Raw genomic sequence first — 26,012 nt, forward strand, 5'->3', positions numbered from 1 at the left:
TGCCTTAAACGAAACTCATTTAATCTGATTTTCTTTAATTGATTGTTAAACCTATTGTTTTCTTTTTTTCAATAATAACTATAAGTATGTATCCAATGGTATAGCATATTAGATCGATCCATGAGAATGAAGTTCCAATTATTATTCGAGCTATTTTATACTGTTCTAAGCCTAGTCTTTCAACAATATTAAAATATTGAAGGGTTTCGATTGTAAAAGAAAAGAGGAGAACAAATAGGGCAACAATTGCTACGCGTGATTTTATGAATGATTTTATGAAGCAATATAGAAGTATTACTACTAAAACATCACCTAAATAGGGTCTTATAAAAGTATCTTTTATGTATAGTGCAATTATAACTTCAATAGCAAAGATAAATAGTGTTAATATAAAATAGTTTTTATTGAATGTTAACATTTGTAAGAATTAATTATTTTACTTTTCCTTTTTTAAAATCTCTTTAACTGCTTCTTGATACGCTCTAGGGCTTTGGGCTTTTTTAATTTTTTTGAATGTTTTTTGAGGATCGGAAAAAGAATTTGAAAAGTAGCCCCAAAAACCTAGCATTTTCATTCGTATAGGTGTTGGACCAGAGAGAGCTGCATCATATTCTTGATAAATGGTGTCGTGAAATTCACTGAAAATTTGCCATCGGTCTTTTGGATATTCAATAGTATTGTTTTTGATCATGCTTGGTAAAAAAGGATCAGCAATTAAACCGCGACCTATCATAAAATGATCTATATTTGGAAAGCGTTCTTGCATTTCTCTATATTTAGCTACAGAAGTAATATCACCATTATAATATAACTTATGTTTGGTATTTTCGGTACAACGTTGAAAAGCTTCTAAATTAACTCCTCCATTGTATAATTGTTTTCCAATTCGGGCATGAATGGCAATATTTTTTAAAGGATATTTGTCCAAAATGGGAAAAACATCTAAAATTTCTTCTGGATTTTCGTAGCCCATTCTCATTTTCATGGAAACAACGACATTAGTTTCGCTATGTGCTCTTTCTAAAATATGGTCAATTTTTGTAGGCTGGCAAATTAGTCCAGAACCCATGCCTCTTTTGGTTACCATTGGATATGGACAACCTAAATTCCAGTTGAGTTCTTTGTATCCCAATTCTTGGATGTACTTGACTACAAATAGAAACTCATCAGCATCATTAGTCATTACTTGTGGAATGAGTTCCAAAGTATTGTTATTTTCTAATTGTAAATCAAGTTGGTACGAATTTTTTATAATTAATTTTCCATCTAAACGAATATATGGTGCATAATAAGTATCAATACCACCGAAATATTTATGTAAAGCATTTCTAAATCGGAAATCGGTAAAACCTTGTAAAGGCGATGAGAGTAGAGTAGGAGTCATATATTTATTTGAATGGCAAAGATAATAGAAAAGGTGTTGGTTGTTTTATATCAAAAATAAAAAATCCCAAAAACCATTAGGAATTTGGGATTTAATCTCAAAATTTTGAGATTGGAATTTGTTTAATTATTTCACTTCTTCTGATGAAGTGTTATCATCATTAGTTTTGGCAATTTCAGTTGGTTTTACTTCTGTGGCTTTATCATCACCTTTCAGATATGTTGGTAAATTTAAACCAGCCATATTGAATAAATCATTTAATGGTGGAACTGTTTTCATCATACCAGAAACGAAATTGGCAGTTGAACCATTTCCATCTTGATTATTTCCAGAGTCCCAAACTGTAATTTTATCAATTTTGATGTTTTTAACTGCTTCCACTTGGGTTTTAACCAATTCTGGTAATTTTTCAATTAACAATAATTGGAATGCTTTTGTTGGATCACCACCAGCAGCACTAACCACTTCACGATAACCTTCTGCTTGTTTGGTTAAGATTTCAAATAAACCTTTTGCTTCTGCTTCCATTTTTGCAAAAATAGCATCTGCTTCTCCTTTTGCTTGAACTCTTGTTTTTTCAGCTTCAGCTTGTGCATCAATAATTGCTTTTTGTTTTGCAATTTCAGCAGGAATTACAATATTAGCATTTTGTGTAGAACGTTCTCTTTCGGCACGTGCTTGTTCCGCTTTTTGTTCCGCTACATATGATTCTTCTAAGGCTCTTGCACTTTGTACTTTTTCAGAAGCTAAAGCGATTCTTAATGCTTCTGCTTCACGTTCACGACGAGTTGCTTCTGATTGTGCAATGGCAATTTTAGCCTCATTTTCTCCTTGAATAGCAATAGCATTTGCTTCTGATGTTTTTACACGTGTATCTCTTTGCGCTTCTGCTTTACCAATACTTTCGTCTTTAAAGGCTGCGGCAATACTTACTTCTCTGTCTTTATTAGTAATTGCAATTTTTACATCACGATCTCTATGTGTTTCGGCAATTTGAACGTCTTTCTCACGATCAGCCATTGCTTTTCCAGTTTCTCCAATTTTTTCTTGTTCAGCTACTGAAATTTTAGCCTCGTTAATGGCTTTTGCAGCAGCTTCTTTTCCTAATGCTTCAATATAGCCTGATTCGTCTTTAATATCGGTTACGTTAACGTTAATTAATTTTAAACCAATTTTCTTTAATTCTGAATCTACGTTTTTAGAAATGTTATCTAAGAATTTATCTCTATCTGAGTTGATTTCTTCAATAGTCATTGTTGCAATTACTAAACGCAATTGACCAAATAAAATATCTTTTGCTAATTCTTGAATCTGATCTGGTGAAAGTCCTAATAAACGTTCAGCAGCAGTATTCATACTATCTGTTTCTGTTGAAATTGCAATGGTGAAACGACAAGGAACATCAACACGAATGTTTTGACGAGAAAGAGCATTTGTTAAGTTTGCTTCAATAGAAATAGGTTTTAAATCTAAGTATTGATAATCTTGAATTACAGGCCAAATAAAGGCACCACCACCGTGAACACATTTAGCGGATGTGCCACCTGTGCGACCATAAATAACTAAGATTTTATCCGACGGACATCTTTTGTAACGTGAAATTAAGGTAACAAAAGTTACGAATAGCACAAATGCGGCTACAACAATAATAATTAATTCAGACATAATTTAATATATAAGGATAAGGATTAAAATTTTTCTACAATAAGGATACTATTTTCTATAGCAATAACTTTGACAACAGAACCTGATGGGATTTTTTCAGCATTAGTGGTCATAGCTTCTAATTCATGGAAAGCTCCGTTTACACTAATTTGAATTTTTCCTTTTCCTAATTTATTTTCAGGAATAGTTAAATAAACATCGGCTGTTTTGTTTAATGTATTTTCTAGTTTAAAGCTATTATCTTCAGATAGTTTTAAAATTTGTTTTATTAGTATAAAGAATACAGCAACAAAAATAATTCCGACTAATACTGAAATAATGATTAAGATGGTTTTGTTCTCAAATTTGTGATAAAATGATATTCCTGTCCAACTAAATCCTAGTAAAAAATTGATTAAGTTTCTAAGAGTAAATAGTTCAAAAGGCATATCTCCTGCATCACCTCCGTCAGAATCAGCATCCGATTCAGCTCCTCCTAAACCAATGAAAGTAGCAATTGTTTGTAGTGAAAAGAAAATACTCACTGGTAATGCAATGTACCAAAACGCCTTTAATAAAGGCTCATAGTTTTCTAAAAAGTTCATAGTTGTAAGTTAGTTATGGTAATTATACGATTACTTTTACAAAAAAGTTACAAAATGATGTTAAAAAACTATAAGCTTTATATTATGAGTATATTATTTAATAAATGAAATGAAGTTTTTAATTTTTGAAACAGGGTTATTTTTTAAAAATTTGATGAATGCACTACCAATGATTGCTCCTTTTTGATATTTTGTGGCTTGTTGAAATGTTTCGTTGTCTTTAATTCCAAATCCAACAATTTGTGGATTTTTTAAATTTAAGTTAGCAATTCTTTTAAAATAGTCTAATTGTTCTATTCCAAAACCAGACTGGCTTCCTGTTACGGCTGCTGTGCTTACCATATAAATAAAACTATTAGAGATAGTGTCAATTTGTGTAATGCGTTCGTTTGAGGTTTGAGGTGTAATTAAAAAGATATTTTTTAGGTCATGTTTTTCAAAAATAAATTTGTATTCATTTTGGTATACATCTAAAGGTAAATCGGGAATAATTAAGCCATCAATTCCAATTTCTGCACATTTTTGACAAAATTTTTCAATTCCATATTGCATCATTGGATTAAAATATCCCATTATAATTAATGGAATTTGTATCGTTTTTCTAATATCTTTTAATTGGTTGAATAGGATAGTTGTTGTCATTCCATTTTCAATTGCAATTGTAGAACTTTCTTGGATTGTTGGTCCATCAGCTAGAGGATCTGAAAATGGCAGTCCTATTTCGATCATATCTACTCCACTTTGTTCTAATTCTTTGATAATAGGTACAGTATCATTTAAATTAGGGTAGCCAGCAGTAAAATATATAGATAATAATTTTTTATCTTCTAAAAGTTTTGCGTTTATTCTTTTCATTTTATTGTTTCTAAATTTTTTAGAATTTGAAATAATCGATGTATGTGTTTAAATCTTTGTCACCACGACCAGAAAGGTTAATTACCACTATATCTGTTGGTCTAAATTGTTTTTTATCTAATACCGCAAAGGCATGAGCCGTTTCTATTGCAGGTATAATTCCTTCTGTTTTACAAATATTTAAACCAGCTTGCATAGCTTCATTATCAGTAATAGCTATAAATTCAGCGCGATTAGAATCGTGTAAGTGAGCATGTAAAGGTCCTACACCTGGATAATCTAAACCAGCAGAAATAGAGTAGGGCTCTGTGATTTGTCCGTCTTCAGTTTGCATTAGCAAAGTTTTACTTCCGTGAATAATTCCGATTTTGCCTAATACTGATGTAGCAGCACTTTCACCAGAATCAACTCCATGACCTGCTGCTTCAACTGCAATTAATTTTACGTTTTCATTATCTAAAAATTCATAGAAAGCACCAGCAGCATTACTACCTCCTCCAACACAAGCAACTACATAATCAGGATTTTCCTTATCTTCTTGGTCTAATAATTGGGTTTTAATTTCTTTTGAAATTACACTTTGAAATTTTGCCACCATATCTGGATAAGGATGAGGGCCAACGACTGAACCGATAATATAAAAGGTGTCTAATGGATTGTTAATCCAATCTCTAATGGCTTCGTTTGTTGCATCTTTTAAGGTTTTTGATCCTGAAGTTGCAGGTCGGACAGTTGCGCCTAACATTTTCATACGAGCTACATTTGGAGCTTGACGTTTAATGTCTATTTCTCCCATGTAAACGATGCATTCTAATCCCATTAAGGCACAAACTGTAGCTGTAGCTACACCGTGTTGTCCTGCTCCGGTTTCGGCTATAATTCTTGTTTTACCTAATCGTTTTGCCATTAGAATTTGCCCAATCGTATTGTTTACTTTGTGAGCTCCTGTGTGACATAGATCTTCTCTTTTTAGGTATATTTTTGTATTGTATTTTTCTGACAACCGTTTTGCGAAATACAATGGTGTTGGTCTGCCTACATATTGTTTTAATAATGTGTTGAATTCTTCTTTAAATGAAGGTTCATTCATTATTTTTAAATAATTTTCTTTTAATTCTTCCACATTTGGATATAACATTTCAGGGATAAACGCTCCACCAAATTTTCCATAAAATCCATTTTCGTCTACATTATATTTCGTCTTCATATAATAATCTTTTTAGTCTTCTTAATTTAGAATAATTTTTAAATCCTGTTCTTCTTTCAAATCGGCTATTTACATCAATTCCGTAACAATATTTGGCTATACCAGTACTTAAAAATGATTTTATTGCATCAACACTTGTTAATCCTATTCCGCCACTTAAGAAAAATGGTTTTGATAGTTTATAATTTACTAATAAATCCCAGTTAAATGAGATTCCATTTCCGCCAGGTAATCTTCCTTTCGTATCAAAAAGAAAGAAATCTACATTGTCTTCGTATTCTAAAAGTTTATCGAAGTTGAAGGTTTCATCAATTGAAAAAGCTTTAATGACTTCTACATTTAATTCCTTAATTTCTTTACAAAAATTAGGAGATTCTATGCCATGTAATTGAATAGCATCAAATTTGAATTGATTAATTTTACTTTTAATGACTTCAATGTTTTCATCTACAAATACTCCTACTTTTTTTATGTGTTTTGGAATTTCAATTATTTCATCATTATCATATTTTCGTAATGATTTTTTCCAAAAAATAAAGCCTAAATAACTTGGTTCTAATGAGCAGATTTCCTGAATATTTTCTGGAAATTTCATACCACATATTTTTAGTTTAACGTCCATCATAATATAGTTTTATTAATAAATTCTTTTGCTGCTAAACCTGGGTTTTCTGTTTTCATGAAGTGTTCTCCCATTAAAAAGCCTTGGTAACCAAATTGTTGTAGTTCTTTTATTACATCAACTGTTTCAATACCACTTTCTGATACTTTAACAAATTCATCAGGAATTAATGAGGATAGTTTTTTACTAAAATCTAAACTTACTTCAAAGGTTTTTAAATTACGATTATTTACACCAATCATGTCTAAACTATACATAATTGATTTTTCTAATTCTTCTTGGTTGTGTACTTCGAGTAGAACTTCTAATGCTAAACTTTGTGCAAATTCTGATAATCGTTTAATTTCTTCTCTTGATAAAACGGCTGCAATTAGTAATATAACATCTGCTCCGTGTGCTTTTGCTTCTAAAATTTGGTATTCATCAATTATAAATTCTTTGCGTAATAAAGGTATGTTTACAGAAGCTTTTGCTAATATTAAATCATCTAATGAGCCACCAAAATACTTTCCATCAGTTAAAACTGAAATTCCAGAAGCTCCTGCATTTTGATAGCCAATAACAACGTCTTCAACAGAATGTTTATTATTGATAATTGATTTTGAAGGTGATCTTCTTTTATGTTCTGTGATGATACCTGATAAGCTATTTTTTAATAGTTTACTCATAGAGTATGTACGACCATTAAATAAAACAGAAGCTTCAAGTTGAGAAACAGGAATAATTGATTTTTTTACTTCAACTTCTCTTTTTTTATCAATAATAATTTTATCAAGTATGTTCATTTTATTTTTATGTTTTTACTTGCATTCGATTGATTTCTCGAATTTATACAAGTTTTTTTAATTTTTACTTATTGTTATTAATTTATTTAATTTTTCAAATGCTTTTCCGCTATTTAAGCTTTCTTGTGCTTTTGCTAATGCGTCTTCATAGGTAGATTTTTCGACTGTTTGTATGGCAATTGCAGCATTTACACAAACCACATTATTTTGTTCTGATGATCCGTTTCCTGAAATTACTTTATGAAAAATTTTAGCCGATTCATCAACTGTTTTTCCTCCTTTTATGAATTCTAAATTAATTTTTGGTAATTTGAAATCTTCGGGTTTTAAGATTATTTCAGATGAATTAGATATAATTTTTACATCATCCGTTAGAGATACTTCATCAAATCCGCTTAAACCGTGTAAAATGCTATAGTTTGTATTTGTATTTTGGTATAAATAGGCATACATTCGAGCTAATTCTAAACTAAATACACCTACCATTTGATTTCTTGGAAATGATGGATTTACCATTGGACCAAGCATATTGAAAAACGTTTTTACACCTAATTCTTTTCGAATGGGACCAACATTTTTCATTGCAGGATGAAATAATGGTGCGTGAAGAATGGCAATATTTGTTTCTTCAATTGATTTTGTTAAGAAATCGATGTCATTTGTGAATTTTACACCCATTTGTTCCATTACATTGCTTGATCCTGAAATGGAAGAAACTCCGTAATTTCCATGTTTTGCTACTTTAATTCCTGCTCCAGCAACAATAAATGAGGCTAAAGTGGAAATGTTGAAAGTGTCTTTTCCATCTCCACCTGTTCCGCATAAATCAATTGTATTGTAAGCAGAAAAGTCTACAGGAATGCAAAGTTCAAGTAAAGCTTCACGAAAACCTGAAAGTTCTTCAATAGTGATGCTTCTCATTAGATAAACGGTAAGAAATGAAGCTATTTGACTGGAATTATAGTTTCCTGATGATATGTTGACTAATACTTCTTTTGCTTCTGTTTTTGATAGTATTTCGTGATTTATAAGTCGATTTAGTATTGTTTTCATTTTTTAAATGATTAGTTTCCTTCGATAAGCTTAGGATAATGATTAATAATAATTAGTGTTTTTTATGCTAATTGTTTAACCAATTTTCTAATATTTTTTTTCCGTGAGGTGTTAAAACACTTTCTGGATGATATTGCACACCTTTAACATCATACGTTTTGTGTCTTAAAGACATAATTTGTCCGTTACTGTCTACCGATGTTATTTCTAATGAATCGGGAAAATTTTCAGGACTAACAACCCATGAATGATAGCGACCTACTTCAATATTTTTTGGAATATCTGTGAATAATGTGTCTTGAACAATATTTGTAACATTTGTGGCTATTCCATGATATACTTTTTCTAAGTTTATTAGGTTTCCTCCAAATACTTCTCCTATTGCTTGTTGACCAAGGCATACTCCAAGTATGCTTTTTGTGGGAGCATATTTTTTTATGACTTCCTTTAATAATCCAGCTTCATCGGGAATTCCTGGACCAGGCGAAAGTAAAATTTTGTCAAATTGTTCTAATTCTTCTAATTCAAATTCATCATTACGAAAAACGGTAACTGTTGCATTTAAATCTTCTAAATAATGTACTAAATTATAAGTAAAGCTATCGTAATTATCGATGACTACTATTTTCATTTTATTGTTTTGTTTCATTTTTTCGTTCATTTATATGGTTTCTGCAATTTCAAGTGCTTTTTGTAATGCTCCTAGTTTGTTATATACTTCTTGCATTTCATTTTCTTCAGATGAGCTTTCAACTATTCCTGCTCCAGCTTGAAAATGTAATTCGTGATTTTTGCTTAGAAAGCTTCTAATCATAATTGCATGATTAAAGTTTCCTTCAAAATCCATGAATCCAATAGCACCACCATAAAAGCCTCTATTTGTTTTTTCTATTTTTTCTATTAACTCCATTGCTTTGTATTTTGGAGCACCACTTAGTGTTCCTGCTGGAAATGTTTTAGAGACTAAATCCATAAAATTGTAGTTTTCTTTTAGTTTTCCAGTTACTTTTGATACTAAATGTATTACATGTGAAAAGAATTGTACTTCTTTGTAATTTTCAACTTTAACTTCATTACAATTTCTGCTTAAATCATTGCGAGCAAGATCTACAAGCATTACATGTTCGCTATTTTCTTTAGCATCTTCTCCTAGTCTTTTAGCTAATTCTGCATCTTTTTCATCGTTTCCAGTACGTTTAAATGTTCCTGCAATAGGATGAATTTCTGCATGTTTATCTTTAATGACTAATTGTGCTTCTGGTGATGATCCGAATATTTTAAAATTTCCATAATCAAAATAAAATAAATAGGGAGATGGGTTTATGCTTCGTAGAGCTCTATAGACATTAAATTCATCTCCTTTAAATGGTTGGGAAAATTTTCTCGATAGTACTAATTGAAATACATCACCTCTATGACAATGTTTTTTTGCTAAGGTTACATATTCTTTAAATTGATCATCTGTTAAGTTTGAATAACCATCTTTTGATTTTGTAAAGCTAAACGAAGCGAAGTTTTTAGCTTGAAGTAATTGGTTAATTTCGTCAGTATTATTTGTGTTATCAATGCTATGACAAAAAATATAAGCTTCATTTTTAAAATGATTTATGGCTATAATATTTTGATATATAGCATAGTATATTTCTGGAATTTCATTTTTGTGAGGCTTATTTCCGATTTTTATAGTTTCAAAATGTTGTATTGCATCGTAAGATATATAGCCAAATAATCCATTGTTTATGAATTTAAATTTTGATTCATCAGTTTTAAATTGCTTTGAAAAATTTTCAAGTTCATTTATTACATTGATTGATTTGTCAATGGGAATGATTTCAGAATGATTATTTGGAAATATAGTTTCAATTTTTTGATTTTCAACTTTGAATGATGCAATAGGGTTGAAGCAGATGTAGGAGAATGTATTATCATTTGCATGGTAATCACTACTTTCCAATAGAATACTATTTGGGAATTTATCTCTTATTTTTAAATATACACTTACAGGTGTAATTGTATCTGCTAGTATTTGTTTGTGTGATGTGTGAAGTTTGTATGTTTTCATATTGTGTGTTTTCTTTTTACTAAGTTCTATTTATGGCATAAAAAAAAGGCTTGTCGTGATTGACAAGCCTTTTATATGTATTATATTTTTTAAATTATACTATAGCAGGATTTGCTCACGACGTTTGACGTAAGTTGTTCCACCACCAAGTATTGTTTAAAAACGGTATCATTTATTTTTTAATTAAGGCACAAATATAGCAAAAGTTTATTTTTATATACAAGTTTTGTATAAAAAAGTCTGAAAAATATTTTTTAAAACTCTTTTGGATTAATTATTTTGTACATGATTTATCTGTTATAATACACAACAATTGAAGCTTTTTCAATAGTATTTTGCCATAAATAGTATCCTACAATTTCAGGATTAGTACTTTCTGTTAATCCTAATTTATCGGTTTTAAGAGCATGAATGGTAATAATGTAAGCATGAATTCCGTGACCTTCAGGAGGACATGGACCACCATATCCGTTTATATTATAACTCGTTTTACTTTGAATAACATTTTTTGGAGTTAAATTTAAACTCATATTTCCAGCATTGGAAACCAATTCATTTATGTTTGAAGGGATATCAAAAACAACCCAATGCCAAAAACCACTTCCTGTAGGAGCATCTGGATCATACATAGTAATGGCAAAACTTTTGGTTCCTTTTGGAGCGTTTTCCCACGATAATTGAGGTGAAACGTTTTCGCCTGAACAACCAAAACCATTAAATTCTTGTTTTTTTGTGGATTGACCGCCTACGTCTTTACTTTTCAAAGTAAATGTTTGTGCTTGACTGAATGTTGTAGTCAATAAAAGTAATACTAAAGTTAATTTTTTCATGATATTTTAATTTAATTTGATGCTTCAAAATTAAATTAACACGAATTAAATTAATTGTTCTAAATGGTCAAAAAATGTTGCTATTGGTTCAATTCTTGAATTTGATATTGCTTAGGAGTAATACCAAATTTATGTTTGAAAGATTGTGTAAAACTAGAAAGACTTTCATAACCTATTGTTGCATAAACATCTATCGGTCTCTCTTTTTCAATAAGTAACATTTGAACTGATTTTTCTAGTCTTCTTTCTTGTATCCATTTACTTGGAGACATACCATAAATTTTATGAAATTCTCTTTTGAAGGTTGATAGACTCATGTGTGATAAAAAAGCTAATTCTTCCAATGTTAATTTGGAAAAAATATTATTTTCAACTGCATTTTTTAAGCGAATATGGTGTTTTTGAACAGGAATAGTATTGAAAAAAATCAGAATTTCAACTCCTTTTTCTTGAATCAAATAATAAAGAATTTCTTCTAGTTTAAGCTTCAAAAAATCTTCATTTATTTTGGTATTTGAATTTAATAATTGTTCCATAGAGATCACAAAATTTTTAATGAAACTATCATATTCTATGACTTTAAACTTTTTGTGTGCTTGTTTTTTTTGAAGATTAGAATCTGTAAAAAGTTCATATTTCCTTTTAAAATTTTTAATAAAGTCATCATTGAAAAAAAATAAAAGGCTGACATATTTTTGATTGTCTGATAATTTTTCAGACATGAGGCAATTTCCTGATTTTGCTATTACAAACTCATTGTTTGTAATAGCTTTCGAGTAATTTTCATGATACAGCTCTTTAGAACCTTCGAGTAAGAAACTAATTAAATTTGCATTTAATTGAATTTTAGTTTTATTTGAATGGGCATCACTTATAAAATAATGAACATAGACTTCTGGTAATGTCTTTTTGGAAAAGAAATAGTTTGGTAATTCTAATTTAATCATAACTTTATTTTGAGTTATAAAAATACTAAAATTAAATGTTTCTAAAAGGTCAAAAAAAAATGCCCAATTAATGGACATTTTTCTATTTATAACAGTTTGTTATTTTTATTAGAAGTTTAGTGTAACATCTAATTCAAATTCATCATAGATTGTTTTGTCTCCTAGATTATCAAAAAATGAACCTGAACCATATTTAATATCATATTTAGCTCTATCTACAATTAATTTAGTTGTAGCCGAATTACCATTTATAGTAATGTCAAAAGTAATAGGGTTTGTTTTTCCTTTGATTGTTAAATCTGCTGTTACAGTAGAAGTGTTGTTTCCTTTATCTGTTAATGTTTTGAATACTAAAGTTGCAGTAGGAAATTTTTCAACACCAAAGAAATCATCTGATTTTAAATGTCCGTCTAATTTTCCTTTGTAGTCACCTGTTAAATCAGTTGTATTAATACTTGTCATGTCTACAACAAATGTTCCACCTACTAATTTTTTCTTTTTGAATACTAAAGCTCCTTCTTTTAAATCAATAGTACCATTGTGTTTTCCAGTAACTTTTTTACCTAACCATTCAACTTTACTTTTTTGAACATTTACTTTTTTAGTAGTTTGAGCAGATACTGATACTGTAACTAGTGTTACTAATGCTAATGCAATTGTTTTTAAATTTTTCATTTTTCTGTTTTTTTTGTGTTTATAATTATAGTGTAATAAATAATTCTTCGTTTGATTTGCGAACTTTTGCATAATGTTGTGTAACATCTTCCTCATGACGATACCCAACAGTTGCTATTAATGACGCATTTAGTCCAAGTTTGTCTAAACCTAAAATCTCATTATATTTTTCTGGTTCAAATCCTTCCATTGGTGTTACGTCAATTCTTAATTCAGCAGCAGCATTTAATAAGTTAGCCATTGCTAAATAAGTTTGTTTAGAAGTCCAAACTGTTTTTTTGTCTTGTGAAAGAGGAACAATTTTAGATTTCATAAAGTCGCTATAACCTTTTAAATCTTCAATATTTAAATCTCTTGTTGTTGCAATATTGTTTAAATAGTCGTCAATATGATTTTCTTGAATGTCTACAATATTTGCAAAAACAAATAGGTGTGAAGCATCAATAATTTGACTTTGTCCCCATGAAACAGGTTGTAATTGTTTTCTAATTTCAGGATTTTCAATTATAAATACTCTATAAGGTTGTAATCCGTAAGAAGATGTACTTAATCTAATTGCTTCCTTTAGTGTTTCTAAATCTTCTGTTGTGATTTTTTTTGTGCTATCAAATTTTTTTGTAGCATATCGCCAGTTTTGGCTTTCAATGAATGTGCTCATATTTAAATTTCTCTAAGTTTTTCTAATAAATTATTTAATTGTTCTAATTCTAAGTTTGATAAGTTTTTTGTAAAAATTTTATCGTGTTCTTCTATAATTGGATCAAGTTCGGAAAGAACATCTAATCCTTTTTGTGTAATATTAACTTCAATTTTACGTCTATTATTTGGACAAGTATTGCGCTTTACCATATCTTTTAATAATAGTTTATCAATTAATCTTGTCGTATTACTGTTTTTTGTAATCATTCTTTCTTGAATATCTTGCATATTCAAATGTTTTCCTTTTTGACCTCTCAGTATGCGAAGAACGTTATACTGTTCGCTTGAAATTTCATAAGGCTTTAATAATTCACTGAATTTGTCACTAATAAAATTTCGGGTAAATGTTAAGTTTAGCATGACTTTCTTTGTTATACTTAGTTTTACTGTACTTTTTATTTCTGCTTCAATATTCATTTGTATGTACTTTATTTGTATGTACAAATGTAATACATTTTTTTATTTGTATATACAAGTATGTAATAAAATTTTGTTAAATTTTTATATTGAGATAGAGTAAGGGTTAAATTTGATAATTAAACTTAGCTAGGATGCGATATTTATTTTTTACGTTTATATTTTCATGGTATGCTTATTCTCAAAATGAAGTGAAACCTATAAAGGTTTATGAAATAGATGATATTAAAGTGGAATCATATAATTATGAAGGATTTGAAAATTTCATGAATATGAAAGATGAGTACACTTATATAATTAATTTTTGGGCTACTTGGTGTGCGCCTTGTATAAAAGAATTACCTTATTTTGAAGAAGTAGGAGAGGATTATAAAAACAGAAATGTAAAAGTAATTTTAGTTAGCTTAGATTTTCCAAAGCAAGTAGAAAAGGGACTAATTCCTTTTATTAATAAAAAGAAATTAAAATCTACAGTTATTCATTTAGATGATCCAGATGCAAATTCTTGGATTGAAAAAGTTAGTGAAAGTTGGTCAGGCGCTATTCCTGCAACCATTATTTATAATAAAAATAACTCAAAATTTTATGAACAGTCATTTACACATGATGAATTAGAAAAAGAGTTGAATAAAATGTTAAACCAATAAAAGTATATTATGAAAGTATTTAAGATTATTTTTTCTATGTTTTTGCTAATGCTTGTTAGTGCATTTACAATTAATACATTTAGTTCGGGTTATGATATTAATGATGTAGCCACTGATTTTAAGCTTAAAAATGTTGATGGTAAGTTTGTTTCTTTAAGTGATTATAAGGATGCAAAAGGATTTATTGTAGTTTTTACGTGTAATCATTGTCCGTATGCAGTTGCATATGAAGATAGAATAATTGAATTAGATAAAAAATATAAAAAATTAGGTTACCCTGTAATTGCTATTAATCCTAATAATCCAGAAGTTCAAGATAAAGATAGTTATGAATTGATGAAAGTAAGAGCTAAAGAAAAAGGTTTTACTTTTCCTTATTTATTTGATGAGGGACAAAAAATATATCCTCAATATGGTGCTACAAAAACACCACATGTTTATGTATTACAAAAAGGAAAAGAAGGTAACAAAGTAAAATATATAGGAGCAATTGATGATAATCATTCAGACAAAAGTGCTGTAAAAGTAAAATATGTAGAAAATGCGGTTGATGCTTTATTGAAAAATAAAGAAGTGACTGTAAAAGTTACAAAAGCTATTGGATGTTCAATCAAAGCATAGTATTTTTGAATCAAAATTATTAGAATGAATTTAGATCAACAGCAATGGTGGAATCAGTTTTTAACTGATGAAAAAGGAATTATAGTAGATGTTCGAACAGAAGAAGAGGTTAATAGAGGAAGAATTCCAGGTTCTATTAATATCGATATTTTTAAAGGACAAGGATTTATTTATCAGGTTGAAGAATTAGATAAGGAGAAAAATTATTATGTTTATTGTGCAGCAGGTTCTAGAAGTGCAAATGCATGTAATATTATGAGAGAACTTGGTTTTACAAATGCTTATAATTTAGTAGGTGGTATTTCTGAATGGGAAGGACCAATTGAGAATTAAGAAATCATAAACTAATAAAAAAGGAAGACAATTTGTCTTCCTTTTTTGTATTATTAAATTAGAGTAAATTAGTTTACAATGATTTTTTTAATGATTTTTCCATTGTCAGAGGCAATTTCTACTAAATAAAAACCACTAGATAAATTAGAAACTTGATAAGTTTCATTACTAATAGTATTTGGTTGTTCAATTTTTTGAATTATTTGACCATTTACATTATATATAATTATACTTTTTAAAGTTGCTGCTGTTGAAATATAAAATTCATTTATAGTTGGATTTGGATAAACAGTGATATTTTCAACAGAAGTAAAATCAGGAGTATTTAATGTTGCACATTGAGAATTATATATTTGGCAAACGTATTCTGGATGATCTATAAAAGGATTCCTATTATTCTGATATGTGTAAATAGCATTATTACGATCAATCTCTTTTTGAGAAACAGGATCATTAAAATGCCAATCTAATAAAGTATATAAAAAAGTATCTGTCAAAACTTGATCTGATGTTCCATTGAACATATCATAATTCCAATTAGTAACTTGTGTTTCATATCGAGTTATAAAATAAAAATAAATTCGAGCAATATCTCCTTTAAATTCATCAATTGGTTCAAAAACAGTATTACTATATCCTGAAAACAATCCAGTATTGATATTATTTCCTAATTTAGACCCATTTCTAGTTGGATTTGTAATTCCACTTTGTGAAACTAAATTAGCACCAACATAACCAAAAGGATGGTTACTTCTAAATCCATTTACACGTCCATCTGTAGGTAGTAAATGGTGTGCATCACCTCTCATAGGAGCATTTTGGTTAAAAATAGATTGAGGAATAACATGTTCTTTATTATAGCAAACACCTTCTCCATTATAATTGCCACATTCATCAATTACCGGAGTATAATTATATGGATCAATTCCAGTAGGGTTTTCAGAATAGATGTCTAAAATAGTACTGTTATCATTTTCATAATAAAGATCTAAATCATTTGTAGCCGTAAATGCATCAAAAGCATCATAGCCTTGATCATTATGATTTGTTATAATATTATATAATTGTGTTTTTAAAGTATATCCAGATCCAGTTGCTGTATCATAATATCCTGTGGGGATTTGCGAAAAGCTGTAACTTAACGTTAATAGTAATAAAAGGGTAAAGTTTTTTTTCATAGTTAAGTGATAAAAAGTGTTATATTTTTCGTTCTAAGAGTGCCATATAAAATCCGTCAAATCCACTTTGATGCGCTAAAACTTTTTTTTCTTTTACAAAAGTAAAGTTTTGTCCCGCTTCCGTAGTTAAGAAGTGTTTAACTTGTTCTTCGTTTTCTGAAGGAAGTACTGAACATGTTGCATAAACCATTTTCCCACCTGGTTTTACAATTTTTGAGTAGTTTTGTAATACTTCTGCCTGTACTTTTTTGATATTATCAATAAATTCAGGTTGTAGTTTCCATTTACTATCAGGATTACGTTTCATAACTCCTAAACCACTACATGGTGCATCTATTAGTACTCTATCTGCTTTTTCATGTAGTTTTTTTATCACCTTTGTAGAATCGATCACTCTAAATTCTACATTATGTACTCCATTTCGTTTGGCTCTTAATTTTAATTGTTTTAATTTACTTTCATAAATGTCCATTGCAATTAACTGCCCTTTGTTCTCCATTAATGAAGCCATGTGAAGTGTTTTTCCTCCAGCTCCAGCACATGTATCTACAACACGCATACCTGGTTTTACATCTAAAAAATAAGCTACTAATTGTGAAGATGCGTCTTGTACTTCAAAATAGCCTGCCTTAAAAACATCTGTCATGAAAACGTTAGCTCTTTCTTTTAAAATTAATGCATCTTCATAATCTTTTGAAATATTTGTTTCAATATTCAAATCCATTAAAATAGCTCTTAATTTTTCCTTTGTAGTTTTTAATGTATTGACTCTAAGGATAACTTCAGCTTGTTTATTTTGAGCTTCAAGTTCTTTGGTCCAAATAGTTTCGCCAAGTTCTTTAACACCTAATTCGTCCATCCAATCAGGAATTGATTCTTTGAATTTTCTAATTTTTGATAATTCATCAAATTTACCTTTAATTTTTCTAGCAGGTGTATTTTCAAAATACTTCCAATCAGGTAAATTAATACCTCTTAAAACAGCCCAAACGGCAAATATTCTCCAAATATTATCTCTATCGTATGGCTCTCTTACTTCAGCAATTTCAGCATATAGACGTTTCCATCTTACAATTTCGTATATTGTTTCTGCTACAAATTTTCTATCACTGCTTCCCCAACGTTTATCTTTTTTTAAAGCTCTTGCTACTACTTTGTCTGCATACTCTCCTTCATTAAAAATAGCTAATAATGAATCTATAACAGTAAATACTAAGTTTCTATGTAATCTCATTTTTTATTTAATCAGCTTGCAAAGATAAGTAATTAATACAAAAAAAGCTGTCTATTTTGACAGCTTTCTTTATTGTTATGATCTACCTCCTCGACCGGAATTTTCTCGACCAGATGAAGAACTTCTGCTTCCGCTAGAATTTCCGCTCTGTCTTGTTGTACTTCTTGTTTGAGTACTACTTCTATTTGAACTAGAACTTCTAGATTCTGAGTAGTTTTTTGGAGTACTATTTCCTCTTGAAGACCCTATATTAGCATTACTTCTCGTTGAAACTCTTGGCGAACTTATACTAGAACTAGTATTACTTCTTGTTGAAGTAGAAACTCTAGGTGAACTTATGCTAGAATTAGTGTTACTTCTTGTCGAAGTTGAAACTCTAGGTGAGCTTATGCTAGAATTAGTGTTACTTCTTGTCGAAGTAGAAACTCTAGGTGAACTTATGCTAGAATTAGTGTTATTTCTTGTTGAAGTAGAAATTCTAGGAGTTGTACCATTTATATCATTTCTTCTTGTAGAAGATGTTCTTGTACCATTTTCATTTGAACTAATTCTATTATTTCTTACTGATGAAGAGTTTCTATTGCTTGTTAGTTCTCTAGAACCAGAAACACGAGTTCTTATATTTCTATTTTGATCTAATTCGTATCTGTTTGAATACCCACTATTTCTATAGCTAAAAGACCTGTTAGGATATCTTCTTTCATAAGCATTTGCTCTTCTACCATAGTAGCTGTTATAGGCATAAGCACATCTTCTTGTCGATACATAATTGTAAGTATTACCAAAATTAATATGTATTGCTATATGATTACGATATCTAAAAATTGGAAAAGGACGATAGTAAGTATAATATGTAGGATAATAATTCCAATACCAAGTTGAATAATATGGACGATAGTTTGATATCCAAAAATTGGTGTAAATTACTGGTCTGTGAACATATACAGGCTCATAAATATAGTTATCTCCATACATATAAACATCACCTACAACTTGAACTTGTATATTATTGTTATTATCTTTTTCAACTTCTACAGAAGCTACATCTTGATATAGATCTTTGTCTAAAACTGCTTGTATAACAATAATATGTGCATTTCCTTCAATAGATTCGATAACTCTTAGATAATCTACATAATTATCATTGTTTAAATCTAAATTTGATATTTGCGATTTAGGATCATTTAATCGTCTTTCAAAGTCTTCTAAATCTGATGCATCACCAAAAATGGTAGCAACGGCTCTTAAATCTAAGTTATCACTAATATCACTGTTATTTGCTCTAACTGTAGTTTTATCTTGCGCAAAAGAAGTAATTGCAAAGAGAAAACTAAATATTCCTGTTATTAAATTCGTTTTCATATCATTCAATATTTATTGTTACATTTGAATGATTTCAATTATTATGCCAAAAATAAATTAGGAGATTTTTTTAAGCGTATTTTTATCTTTTATAAGTATTTTTTTACCTATAATATCAATGTACCCATTTTTATTAAAGTCTGATAATAAACGAATACAACTTTCTGTTGCAGTACCAATCATTCCAGCCAATTCTTCTCTAGATAATTGTATTCGGATGGTTCCATCAATATTTGTTCCAAATGATTGTTCTAAATATAATAAGGCTTCTGCTAAACGTTGCTTAACTGTTTTTTGAGCCATATCAACCATGTGATCATCAGATTCTTTTAAATCTCCACAAATTGTTTTCATAACATTCATTGAAAAATCATTGTTTTGATTGAAGAATTGTAAAATTTCGTTTTTTGGAACAAAACAAACTTCCATGTCTTCTAATGCTATAGCAGATAAGTTTGCAGATTCTTCACTTATCATAGAACGTTGCCCTAATAATTCACCAGGTTTAACCAATTTTACTATTTGATCCTTACCATTAGAGCTTAATTTTGATAGTTTACAAACACCGTCTTTAATGCAAAATATACCATTTAAGGTTTCACCTTCTTCAAAAATTGGCTGTCCTTTTTTTATAGTATATGATGTCTTACAATTAGCAACTTTTATAAGCTCATCTTTTGTTAAAGCTTTTATCGAACTGAATTGCCTAACTATACATTGTTCACATTTGCTCATAATTGGGATGTTTTTATTCTCACAAAGATAATCAAAGTATGATAAATATCATATTTTAAATTGATTCCTTTTGCAACCTTTGTTATAGGTAAAATGAGCAAATTTATGGATACAAAAGAATGTTTCCATTGTGGTAATAAAATTATAAAAAAAGACGAAATTATTTTTGATGAAAAATCTTTCTGTTGTAATGGTTGTAAAACGGTTTACGAGATTTTTAGTCAAAATGATTTGGCATGTTATTATGATTTTCAAAATGCTCCTGGAGCAACACCACAAGAAATTAATGGAAAATATGATTTTTTAGAAGATGAGAAAATTATTTCCAAACTTCTTGATTTTCAGGAAGATAAAACAAATATTGTTTCACTTTTTATTCCTCATATACATTGTAGTTCGTGTATTTGGATTTTGGAAAATTTACAAAAACTTCAAAAAGGTATAAGTACTTCACAAGTTAATTTTCCAGAAAAGAAAGTGAGAATTACTTATGATGCAACAAAAGTTTCGCTTAAAGAATTGGTACTTCTATTAAGTTCTATAGGCTATGAACCTTACATTAGTTTAGATAATTTTGATGAAGGAAAAAAGAAGGTAGATAGAAGTTTAATTTATAAACTTGGGATTGCTTTTTTCTGTTTTGGAAATATTATGTTACTATCTTTTCCAGAATATTTTGAGGTAGAAGAATTTTGGATTAATCAATATAGAGGTTTCTTTAGATGGTTAATTTTTGCATTATCGCTACCTTCATTTCTATATTCAGCAAGTGATTATTATGTTTCAGCTTATAAAAGTATAAAATCTAAAATGCTGAATATTGATATTCCTATTGCTTTAGGAATATTAGTAATGTTTATAAGAAGTACAATTGATATTCTTTTCGATTATGGACAAGGTTTTTTCGATAGCTTAACAGGTCTTATTTTCTTTATGTTATTAGGTAAATTATTTCAACAAAAAACCTATAGCTTTTTATCCTTTGAAAGAGATTATAAATCTTATTTCCCAATTGCAATTACAAAACTGACAAGTGAAAGAAAAGAAGTACCAGTTCAGGTTTATGACATAGAAAAAGGAGATCGATTAGTTATTAGAAATCAAGAATTAATTCCTGTAGATGCTATTTTAATAACAGAAAAAGCATCAATTGATTATAGTTTTGTTACAGGAGAGGCAATTCCTATTGAAAAGAAATCGGGCGATAAGGTTTATGCAGGAGGAAAAATTATAGGAAATGTAGTAGAATTAGAAGTCTTATTTTCTGTTTCTCAAAGTTATCTAACACAACTGTGGAGTAATGATGTTTTTCAGAAGAAAATCGATCAAAAACATAAAACTATAACTGACACAGTCAGTCGATATTTTACACCTATTTTATTATTATTAGCTTTTGTAGCATTTGGTATTTGGCTGTTTATAGATGTTTCAATGGCTTTTAATGTATTAACCGCAATTTTAATTGTTGCTTGTCCATGTGCTTTAGCATTAACAGCTCCTTTTACTTTAGGAAATGTATTGCGAATAATGGGAAATCAGAAAATGTATCTTAAGAATGCAACTGTTATTGAGCAATTAGCTAAAGTTGATACTATTGTTTTTGATAAAACAGGCACAATTACTTCTAATAAAAAATCTTCAGTCAATTTTTATGGTAAAGAATTTTCTAATGATGAATTAAAATTAGTAAAAAATGTAATTAGAGGATCAAATCATCCTTTAAGTAGAAAAATATACGATTTTATACCAAATATTGAGAAAATTGATATTGATGAATTTAATGAAATAACAGGAAAGGGAATAATTGCTAAAGTCGAAAATAATATAATAAAAATCGGATCGTCATCATTGGTGAATTATTTAGAGAATGAAACATCAAAGCAAACTAGAGTTCATATTAAGATTAATGATGTTTACAAAGGTTATTATTATTTTGATAACCAATATAGAAGCGGATTGGAAGAATTATTTGAAAATTTGAGTATTCATTATGAATTAAAAATTCTTTCAGGAGATAATGACGGAGAAAAGCAAACATTACAAGAATTATTACCTGAAAAAACAGAATTGATTTTTAATCAAAAACCAGAACAAAAACTAGAATATATAGAGAAGTTGCAACAGAAAGGAAAAAATGTAATGATGATCGGAGATGGATTAAATGATGCAGGAGCATTAGCGCAAAGTAATGTAGGTATATCTATTTCAGAAAACGTCAATGTATTTTCTCCTGCTTGTGATGGAATTATGGATGCAAGTCAATTTTCGAGAATAGGGTATTACTTGAAATTTTCAAAAAATGCAATGCGAATTATTTATATGAGTTTTGGACTTTCATTATCGTATAACTTAATTGGATTATCGTTTGCAATTACAGGAAATTTATCGCCATTAATAGCTGCAATTATAATGCCTTTAAGCTCTATAACAGTAGTTAGTTTTGTTACAATAATGTCTAATTATTATGCAAAAAAGAATTGATGTTGTTTTTTTGAACACACATGATAAATGTCATATTTTATGAATAAAGCTAGAAGTACATTTGTTTTATAATTTAAAGGTATGAGTGTAATTTATATATTAATCACAATCAGTATAGTTGTTGCTATTGGCTTTTTGATTGCTTTTATAAAGGCAGTAAAAAGTGGTCAATATGATGATGATTATACACCATCGGTCAGAATGTTATTTGACGATGAATTAAAAAAGAGTTCTGAAAAAACAATAAAAGTAGAAAAACAAAAAACAATCTAAATTATGGAGATGCAACAATTTTATTACGACAACAAAATTGTAAAGAAGTTCCTTTATGCTAGTATACTATTTGGAGTTGTAGGTATGTTAGTTGGATTAACAGTGGCATTTATGTTTATTTTTCCAAATATGACCGATGGAATTCCTTGGTTAAGTTTTGGTAGATTAAGACCATTACATACAAATGCAGTCATTTTTGCCTTTGTAGGAAATGCAATATTTGCAGGAATATATTATTCTTTACAACGTTTGTTGAAAACAAGAATGTATAGCGATGTATTAAGTAATATTAACTTTTGGGGTTGGCAATTAATTATAGTTGCAGCAGCCATTACATTACCTTTAGGATATACTACTTCAAAAGAGTATGCCGAATTAGAATGGCCTATTGATATTGCAATAGCAATAATTTGGGTTGTTTTTGGTATCAATATGATTATGACAATTCTTCGTAGAAGAGAACGTCATTTATATGTTGCAATTTGGTTTTATATCGCCACTTTTGTAACAGTTGCCGTACTGCATATCTTTAATAGTTTAGAATTACCTGTTTCTGCAATGAAGAGTTACTCTGTTTATGCAGGAGTTCAAGATGCTTTAGTACAATGGTGGTATGGACATAATGCAGTAGCCTTTTTCTTAACAACACCATTCTTAGGTCTAATGTATTATTTTGTTCCAAAAGCAGCTAACAGACCTGTATATTCTTATAGATTATCAATTATTCACTTCTGGTCGTTAATTTTCTTATATATCTGGGCTGGACCACATCACTTATTGTATACAGCTTTACCAGATTGGGCTCAAAATTTAGGAGTTGTATTTTCAATCATGTTAATAGCACCATCTTGGGGAGGAATGATTAATGGATTGTTAACATTAAGAGGTGTTTGGGATAAAGTAAGAACAGAACCAGTATTAAAATTCTTCGTAGTAGGTATAACAGGTTATGGAATGGCTACATTTGAAGGACCAATGTTATCCCTTAAAAATGTAAATGCAATTGCTCACTTCACAGACTGGATTGTTGCTCACGTTCACGTAGGAGCTTTAGCATGGAACGGATTTATGACATTTGGTATGATTTATTGGTTAATACCAAGAATGACAAAAACAAAATTATATTCTACAGCATTAGCTAATTTCCATTTTTGGATAGGTACTTTAGGAATTATTTTATATGCACTTCCAATGTATGTTGCAGGATTTATGCAAGCATCTATGTGGGATCAATTTAAACCAGATGGAACATTACAATATGGAAATTTCCTTGAAACAGTTACCGAAATTATGCCTTTCTATTTAATGAGAGCAATTGGAGGAACGTTATTCGTAATAGGTTTACTAGTATTAGTTTATAATATTATTAGAACTGTAATGGCAGGAAAAGCTGTTGAAGACGAATTAGCAGAAGCTCCAGCATTAGTAAAAATTTCATCAGGAAGATTAAAAGGAGAAAAATTTCACCCATGGTTAGAAAGAAAACCTATTCAATTAACCATTTTAGCAACTATTGCAATATTAATAGGAGGAATTATTCAAATTGTACCTACAATTATGGTAAAATCTAATATACCTACAATTTCAAGTGTAAAACCATATACTCCATTAGAATTAGAAGGTAGAGATATTTATATACGTGAAGGGTGTAATAACTGTCACTCACAAATGATTAGACCTTTCCGTTCAGAAGTAATGCGTTATGGAGAATATTCAAAAGGAGGAGAATTTGTTTATGATCACCCTTTCTTATGGGGATCAAAACGTACAGGACCAGATTTAGCTAGAGAAGGAGTTCCTGGTAAACCAAACAATGGTGGACGTTCAGATGATTGGCATTTTAATCACATGTGGAATCCTCAAAGTACTTCAGATGGATCTATTATGCCTGGATATAAATGGATTATCAGAAATTCATTAGATAAATCATCAACTCAAGATAAAATGAGAGCAATGCAATCTTTAGGAGTTCCTTATACTGATGTTGAAGTAGCTACTGCAATGGATTCTATAGAAAAGCAAGCCTCTAAAATAGGAGATAACTTGATGAAAAATAAAGACATTAAAAAATCTTTTGAAGAACAAAAAAGATTACAAGGTAAAGAGTTTGTTCCAGTAAAAGACAGAGAAATTGTAGCCTTAATTGCTTATTTGCAACGTTTAGGAACTGATATAACAAAACAAGATAACGCTAAATAATTTGAGATATGTTGAAGTTTATAAAACATAATTTAGAAACCATTTCAGGAATTGAAATATATCCAATTATTTCATTAGTAATTTTCTTTACCTTTTTTGTAGGACTTTTTATTTGGGTCTTTAGTTACAAGAAAGATAAGATTAAAGAACTAAGTGAATTGCCAATTAAAGACTAATTTTTTAAAGATTTTAAAATGAAAAACTTAATTCCTTCATACGTTAGAGTTCCACTAATTTTTGCAGTAGTTTTTGCAGGAATGGAATTCTTCATAGACTCAGGAGATAAACCTGCTTTTATAAAATATCCAATGGTTTCTTTGTTTTTAGGTGTTTTTTTATTCCTTTTAGTAGCCATAGAGATAGTTATAAGTGCAGTTGATAAAGTTACATATCAATTATTAACAGAAGAGCAGAAAAAACAATTAGAAGAAGCACAATCTATATCCTTTACAGAAAGTAAATTTTATAAAAGTTTAACACGCTCTAAATCTATAGAACAAGAAGCAGATGTAATGCTAGATCATGATTATGATGGTATTAAAGAGCTAGATAATGTATTACCGCCATGGTGGGTATATTTATTCTATGGTTGTGTAATTTTTGCAGTTGTATATTTAGTACGTTTTCATGTTATAGGCGATTATACTCAAAAAGAAGAGTATGAAATGGAAATGATGAAAGCAGAAAAAGAACATGAAGAATATTTAAAAACAGCTCCAGACTTAGTAAATGTTGATAATGTTGAATTATTAACTGATGACGCAAGTATTGAAGAAGGAAAAAAAGTTTTTGAAGCGAATAATTGTTTTTCTTGTCATGGACAAAATTTACAAGGAGGAATAGGTCCAAATCTAGTCGATAAATTTTGGATAAATGGAGGAGGAGTTAAAAATATCTTTAAATTAGTTTCTGAAGGAAGTACAACAAATCCGGTTATGGCACCTTGGAAAGAAGTAATAAAACCTTCTGATATTCAAAAATTAGCTAGTTATATTATATCATTAGAAGGTTCGAATCCAAAGGAAGCTAAAGAAGCAGAAGGTGAAATTTGGGGAGAAAAGACAATAGAAGTTATACCAACCGAACAAGTTGAAATTGTAACGGATTAACTACAAAATAAATAATTAAGAGATTTAATGTACATTAAATCTCTTAAACAATTTT

Annotated in this window: 28 protein-coding genes; 8 read left to right on the forward strand and 20 right to left on the reverse strand. The window is 29.3% G+C overall.

Annotated elements, in window-relative coordinates; translation table 11 throughout:
• Nucleotides 1-34: 34 nt before the first annotated feature.
• From SY27_RS02655 to SY27_RS02730, 16 genes are all read right to left on the reverse strand, one after another.
• Nucleotides 35-418 carry a DUF2809 domain-containing protein gene (locus SY27_RS02655; protein ID WP_045967140.1) on the reverse strand — a complete coding sequence of 128 codons (384 nt, stop codon included), beginning with the start codon at nt 416-418 and terminating at the stop codon, nt 35-37.
• 18 nt (nt 419-436) lie between these two features.
• On the reverse strand, nt 437-1,384 hold the full coding sequence (locus tag SY27_RS02660; protein WP_045967142.1) for a tRNA-dihydrouridine synthase: 948 nt from the start codon (nt 1,382-1,384) through the stop codon (nt 437-439).
• A gap of 126 nt (nt 1,385-1,510) precedes the next feature.
• Nucleotides 1,511-3,049 carry a flotillin family protein gene (locus SY27_RS02665; protein ID WP_045967143.1) on the reverse strand — a complete coding sequence of 513 codons (1,539 nt, stop codon included), beginning with the start codon at nt 3,047-3,049 and terminating at the stop codon, nt 1,511-1,513.
• A gap of 23 nt (nt 3,050-3,072) precedes the next feature.
• Complete coding sequence (locus SY27_RS02670; RefSeq protein ID WP_045967145.1) at nt 3,073-3,633, reverse strand: NfeD family protein; 561 nt, start codon at nt 3,631-3,633, stop codon at nt 3,073-3,075.
• A gap of 93 nt (nt 3,634-3,726) precedes the next feature.
• Nucleotides 3,727-4,488 carry a tryptophan synthase subunit alpha gene (gene trpA, locus SY27_RS02675; protein ID WP_045967146.1) on the reverse strand — a complete coding sequence of 254 codons (762 nt, stop codon included), beginning with the start codon at nt 4,486-4,488 and terminating at the stop codon, nt 3,727-3,729.
• 19 nt (nt 4,489-4,507) lie between these two features.
• The gene (gene trpB, locus SY27_RS02680; protein ID WP_045967150.1) at nt 4,508-5,695 is read right to left on the reverse strand and encodes a tryptophan synthase subunit beta; all 1,188 of its coding nucleotides are present in this window, start codon (nt 5,693-5,695) and stop codon (nt 4,508-4,510) included.
• A complete protein-coding gene (locus SY27_RS02685) occupies nt 5,679-6,290 on the reverse strand; it encodes a phosphoribosylanthranilate isomerase (RefSeq protein WP_235270879.1) in 612 nt (203 codons plus the stop codon). Before SY27_RS02685 ends, trpB begins: the two co-directional genes overlap by 17 nt.
• Nucleotides 6,291-6,316: 26 nt before the next feature.
• Complete coding sequence (gene trpC / locus SY27_RS02690; protein WP_045967154.1) at nt 6,317-7,102, reverse strand: indole-3-glycerol phosphate synthase TrpC; 786 nt, start codon at nt 7,100-7,102, stop codon at nt 6,317-6,319.
• Between the two features lie 57 nt (nt 7,103-7,159).
• Nucleotides 7,160-8,155 (reverse strand): anthranilate phosphoribosyltransferase, encoded by a 996-nt coding sequence (gene trpD, locus SY27_RS02695; RefSeq protein ID WP_045967157.1) that lies wholly within the window; start codon nt 8,153-8,155, stop codon nt 7,160-7,162.
• A 67-nt stretch (nt 8,156-8,222) separates the two neighbouring features.
• A complete protein-coding gene (locus SY27_RS02700; RefSeq protein WP_045967467.1) occupies nt 8,223-8,786 on the reverse strand; it encodes an aminodeoxychorismate/anthranilate synthase component II in 564 nt (187 codons plus the stop codon).
• Nucleotides 8,787-8,816: 30 nt separating this feature from the next.
• Nucleotides 8,817-10,217 (reverse strand): anthranilate synthase component I family protein, encoded by a 1,401-nt coding sequence (locus SY27_RS02705; protein WP_045967159.1) that lies wholly within the window; start codon nt 10,215-10,217, stop codon nt 8,817-8,819.
• 290 nt (nt 10,218-10,507) lie between these two features.
• A complete protein-coding gene (locus tag SY27_RS02710; protein WP_045967160.1) occupies nt 10,508-11,047 on the reverse strand; it encodes a YbhB/YbcL family Raf kinase inhibitor-like protein in 540 nt (179 codons plus the stop codon).
• An 80-nt stretch (nt 11,048-11,127) separates the two neighbouring features.
• Nucleotides 11,128-11,994 carry an AraC family transcriptional regulator gene (locus SY27_RS02715; RefSeq protein ID WP_045967468.1) on the reverse strand — a complete coding sequence of 289 codons (867 nt, stop codon included), beginning with the start codon at nt 11,992-11,994 and terminating at the stop codon, nt 11,128-11,130.
• A gap of 108 nt (nt 11,995-12,102) precedes the next feature.
• Complete coding sequence (locus SY27_RS02720) at nt 12,103-12,669, reverse strand: YceI family protein (RefSeq protein ID WP_045967469.1); 567 nt, start codon at nt 12,667-12,669, stop codon at nt 12,103-12,105.
• 25 nt (nt 12,670-12,694) lie between these two features.
• On the reverse strand, nt 12,695-13,327 hold the full coding sequence (locus SY27_RS02725) for an NAD(P)H-dependent oxidoreductase (protein WP_045967161.1): 633 nt from the start codon (nt 13,325-13,327) through the stop codon (nt 12,695-12,697).
• A 2-nt stretch (nt 13,328-13,329) separates the two neighbouring features.
• A complete protein-coding gene (locus SY27_RS02730) occupies nt 13,330-13,785 on the reverse strand; it encodes a MarR family winged helix-turn-helix transcriptional regulator (RefSeq protein ID WP_045967163.1) in 456 nt (151 codons plus the stop codon).
• A gap of 134 nt (nt 13,786-13,919) precedes the next feature.
• On the opposite strand from SY27_RS02730, the gene SY27_RS02735 reads away from it, so the two are divergent.
• From SY27_RS02735 to SY27_RS02745, 3 genes are read left to right on the forward strand one after another with little or no spacing between them, the layout of a single operon-like run.
• A complete protein-coding gene (locus SY27_RS02735) occupies nt 13,920-14,432 on the forward strand; it encodes a TlpA disulfide reductase family protein (RefSeq protein ID WP_045967165.1) in 513 nt (170 codons plus the stop codon).
• Nucleotides 14,433-14,441: 9 nt separating this feature from the next.
• Nucleotides 14,442-15,053 carry a thioredoxin family protein gene (locus SY27_RS02740; RefSeq protein WP_045967170.1) on the forward strand — a complete coding sequence of 204 codons (612 nt, stop codon included), beginning with the start codon at nt 14,442-14,444 and terminating at the stop codon, nt 15,051-15,053.
• A gap of 24 nt (nt 15,054-15,077) precedes the next feature.
• On the forward strand, nt 15,078-15,386 hold the full coding sequence (locus SY27_RS02745) for a rhodanese-like domain-containing protein (protein WP_045967171.1): 309 nt from the start codon (nt 15,078-15,080) through the stop codon (nt 15,384-15,386).
• Between the two features lie 68 nt (nt 15,387-15,454).
• On the opposite strand, the gene SY27_RS02750 is transcribed toward SY27_RS02745, so the two are convergent.
• From SY27_RS02750 to SY27_RS02765, 4 genes are all read right to left on the reverse strand, one after another.
• Entirely contained in the window at nt 15,455-16,564 is a 1,110-nt protein-coding gene (locus tag SY27_RS02750) for an endonuclease (protein WP_045967173.1), read from the reverse strand.
• A gap of 19 nt (nt 16,565-16,583) precedes the next feature.
• Complete coding sequence (locus tag SY27_RS02755; protein ID WP_045967174.1) at nt 16,584-17,798, reverse strand: RsmB/NOP family class I SAM-dependent RNA methyltransferase; 1,215 nt, start codon at nt 17,796-17,798, stop codon at nt 16,584-16,586.
• Between the two features lie 75 nt (nt 17,799-17,873).
• The gene (locus SY27_RS02760) at nt 17,874-19,160 is read right to left on the reverse strand and encodes a hypothetical protein (protein ID WP_045967175.1); all 1,287 of its coding nucleotides are present in this window, start codon (nt 19,158-19,160) and stop codon (nt 17,874-17,876) included.
• 57 nt (nt 19,161-19,217) lie between these two features.
• Nucleotides 19,218-19,895 carry a Crp/Fnr family transcriptional regulator gene (locus tag SY27_RS02765; RefSeq protein WP_045967176.1) on the reverse strand — a complete coding sequence of 226 codons (678 nt, stop codon included), beginning with the start codon at nt 19,893-19,895 and terminating at the stop codon, nt 19,218-19,220.
• A gap of 105 nt (nt 19,896-20,000) precedes the next feature.
• Between SY27_RS02765 and SY27_RS02770 the strand changes: the two genes are divergently transcribed.
• The 5 genes from SY27_RS02770 (at nt 20,001) to SY27_RS02790 (ending at nt 25,957) form a co-directional block, all read left to right on the forward strand.
• Nucleotides 20,001-22,376, forward strand: coding sequence for a heavy metal translocating P-type ATPase metal-binding domain-containing protein (locus tag SY27_RS02770; protein ID WP_045967181.1), 2,376 nt, complete (start codon nt 20,001-20,003; stop codon nt 22,374-22,376).
• A gap of 81 nt (nt 22,377-22,457) precedes the next feature.
• Nucleotides 22,458-22,649 (forward strand): cbb3-type cytochrome oxidase assembly protein CcoS, encoded by a 192-nt coding sequence (ccoS, locus tag SY27_RS02775; RefSeq protein ID WP_045967183.1) that lies wholly within the window; start codon nt 22,458-22,460, stop codon nt 22,647-22,649.
• A 3-nt stretch (nt 22,650-22,652) separates the two neighbouring features.
• A complete protein-coding gene (ccoN, locus tag SY27_RS02780; RefSeq protein WP_045967185.1) occupies nt 22,653-24,848 on the forward strand; it encodes a cytochrome-c oxidase, cbb3-type subunit I in 2,196 nt (731 codons plus the stop codon).
• An 8-nt stretch (nt 24,849-24,856) separates the two neighbouring features.
• A complete protein-coding gene (locus tag SY27_RS02785) occupies nt 24,857-25,024 on the forward strand; it encodes a cytochrome c oxidase subunit IV (RefSeq protein ID WP_045967186.1) in 168 nt (55 codons plus the stop codon).
• 18 nt (nt 25,025-25,042) lie between these two features.
• The gene (locus SY27_RS02790) at nt 25,043-25,957 is read left to right on the forward strand and encodes a cbb3-type cytochrome c oxidase N-terminal domain-containing protein (protein ID WP_045967188.1); all 915 of its coding nucleotides are present in this window, start codon (nt 25,043-25,045) and stop codon (nt 25,955-25,957) included.
• The last annotated feature ends 55 nt before the right edge of the window (nt 25,958-26,012 follow it).

The sequence above is a fragment of the Flavobacterium sp. 316 genome, from assembly GCF_000967805.1.
Classification (GTDB): Bacteria; Bacteroidota; Bacteroidia; order Flavobacteriales; family Flavobacteriaceae; genus Flavobacterium; species Flavobacterium sediminilitoris.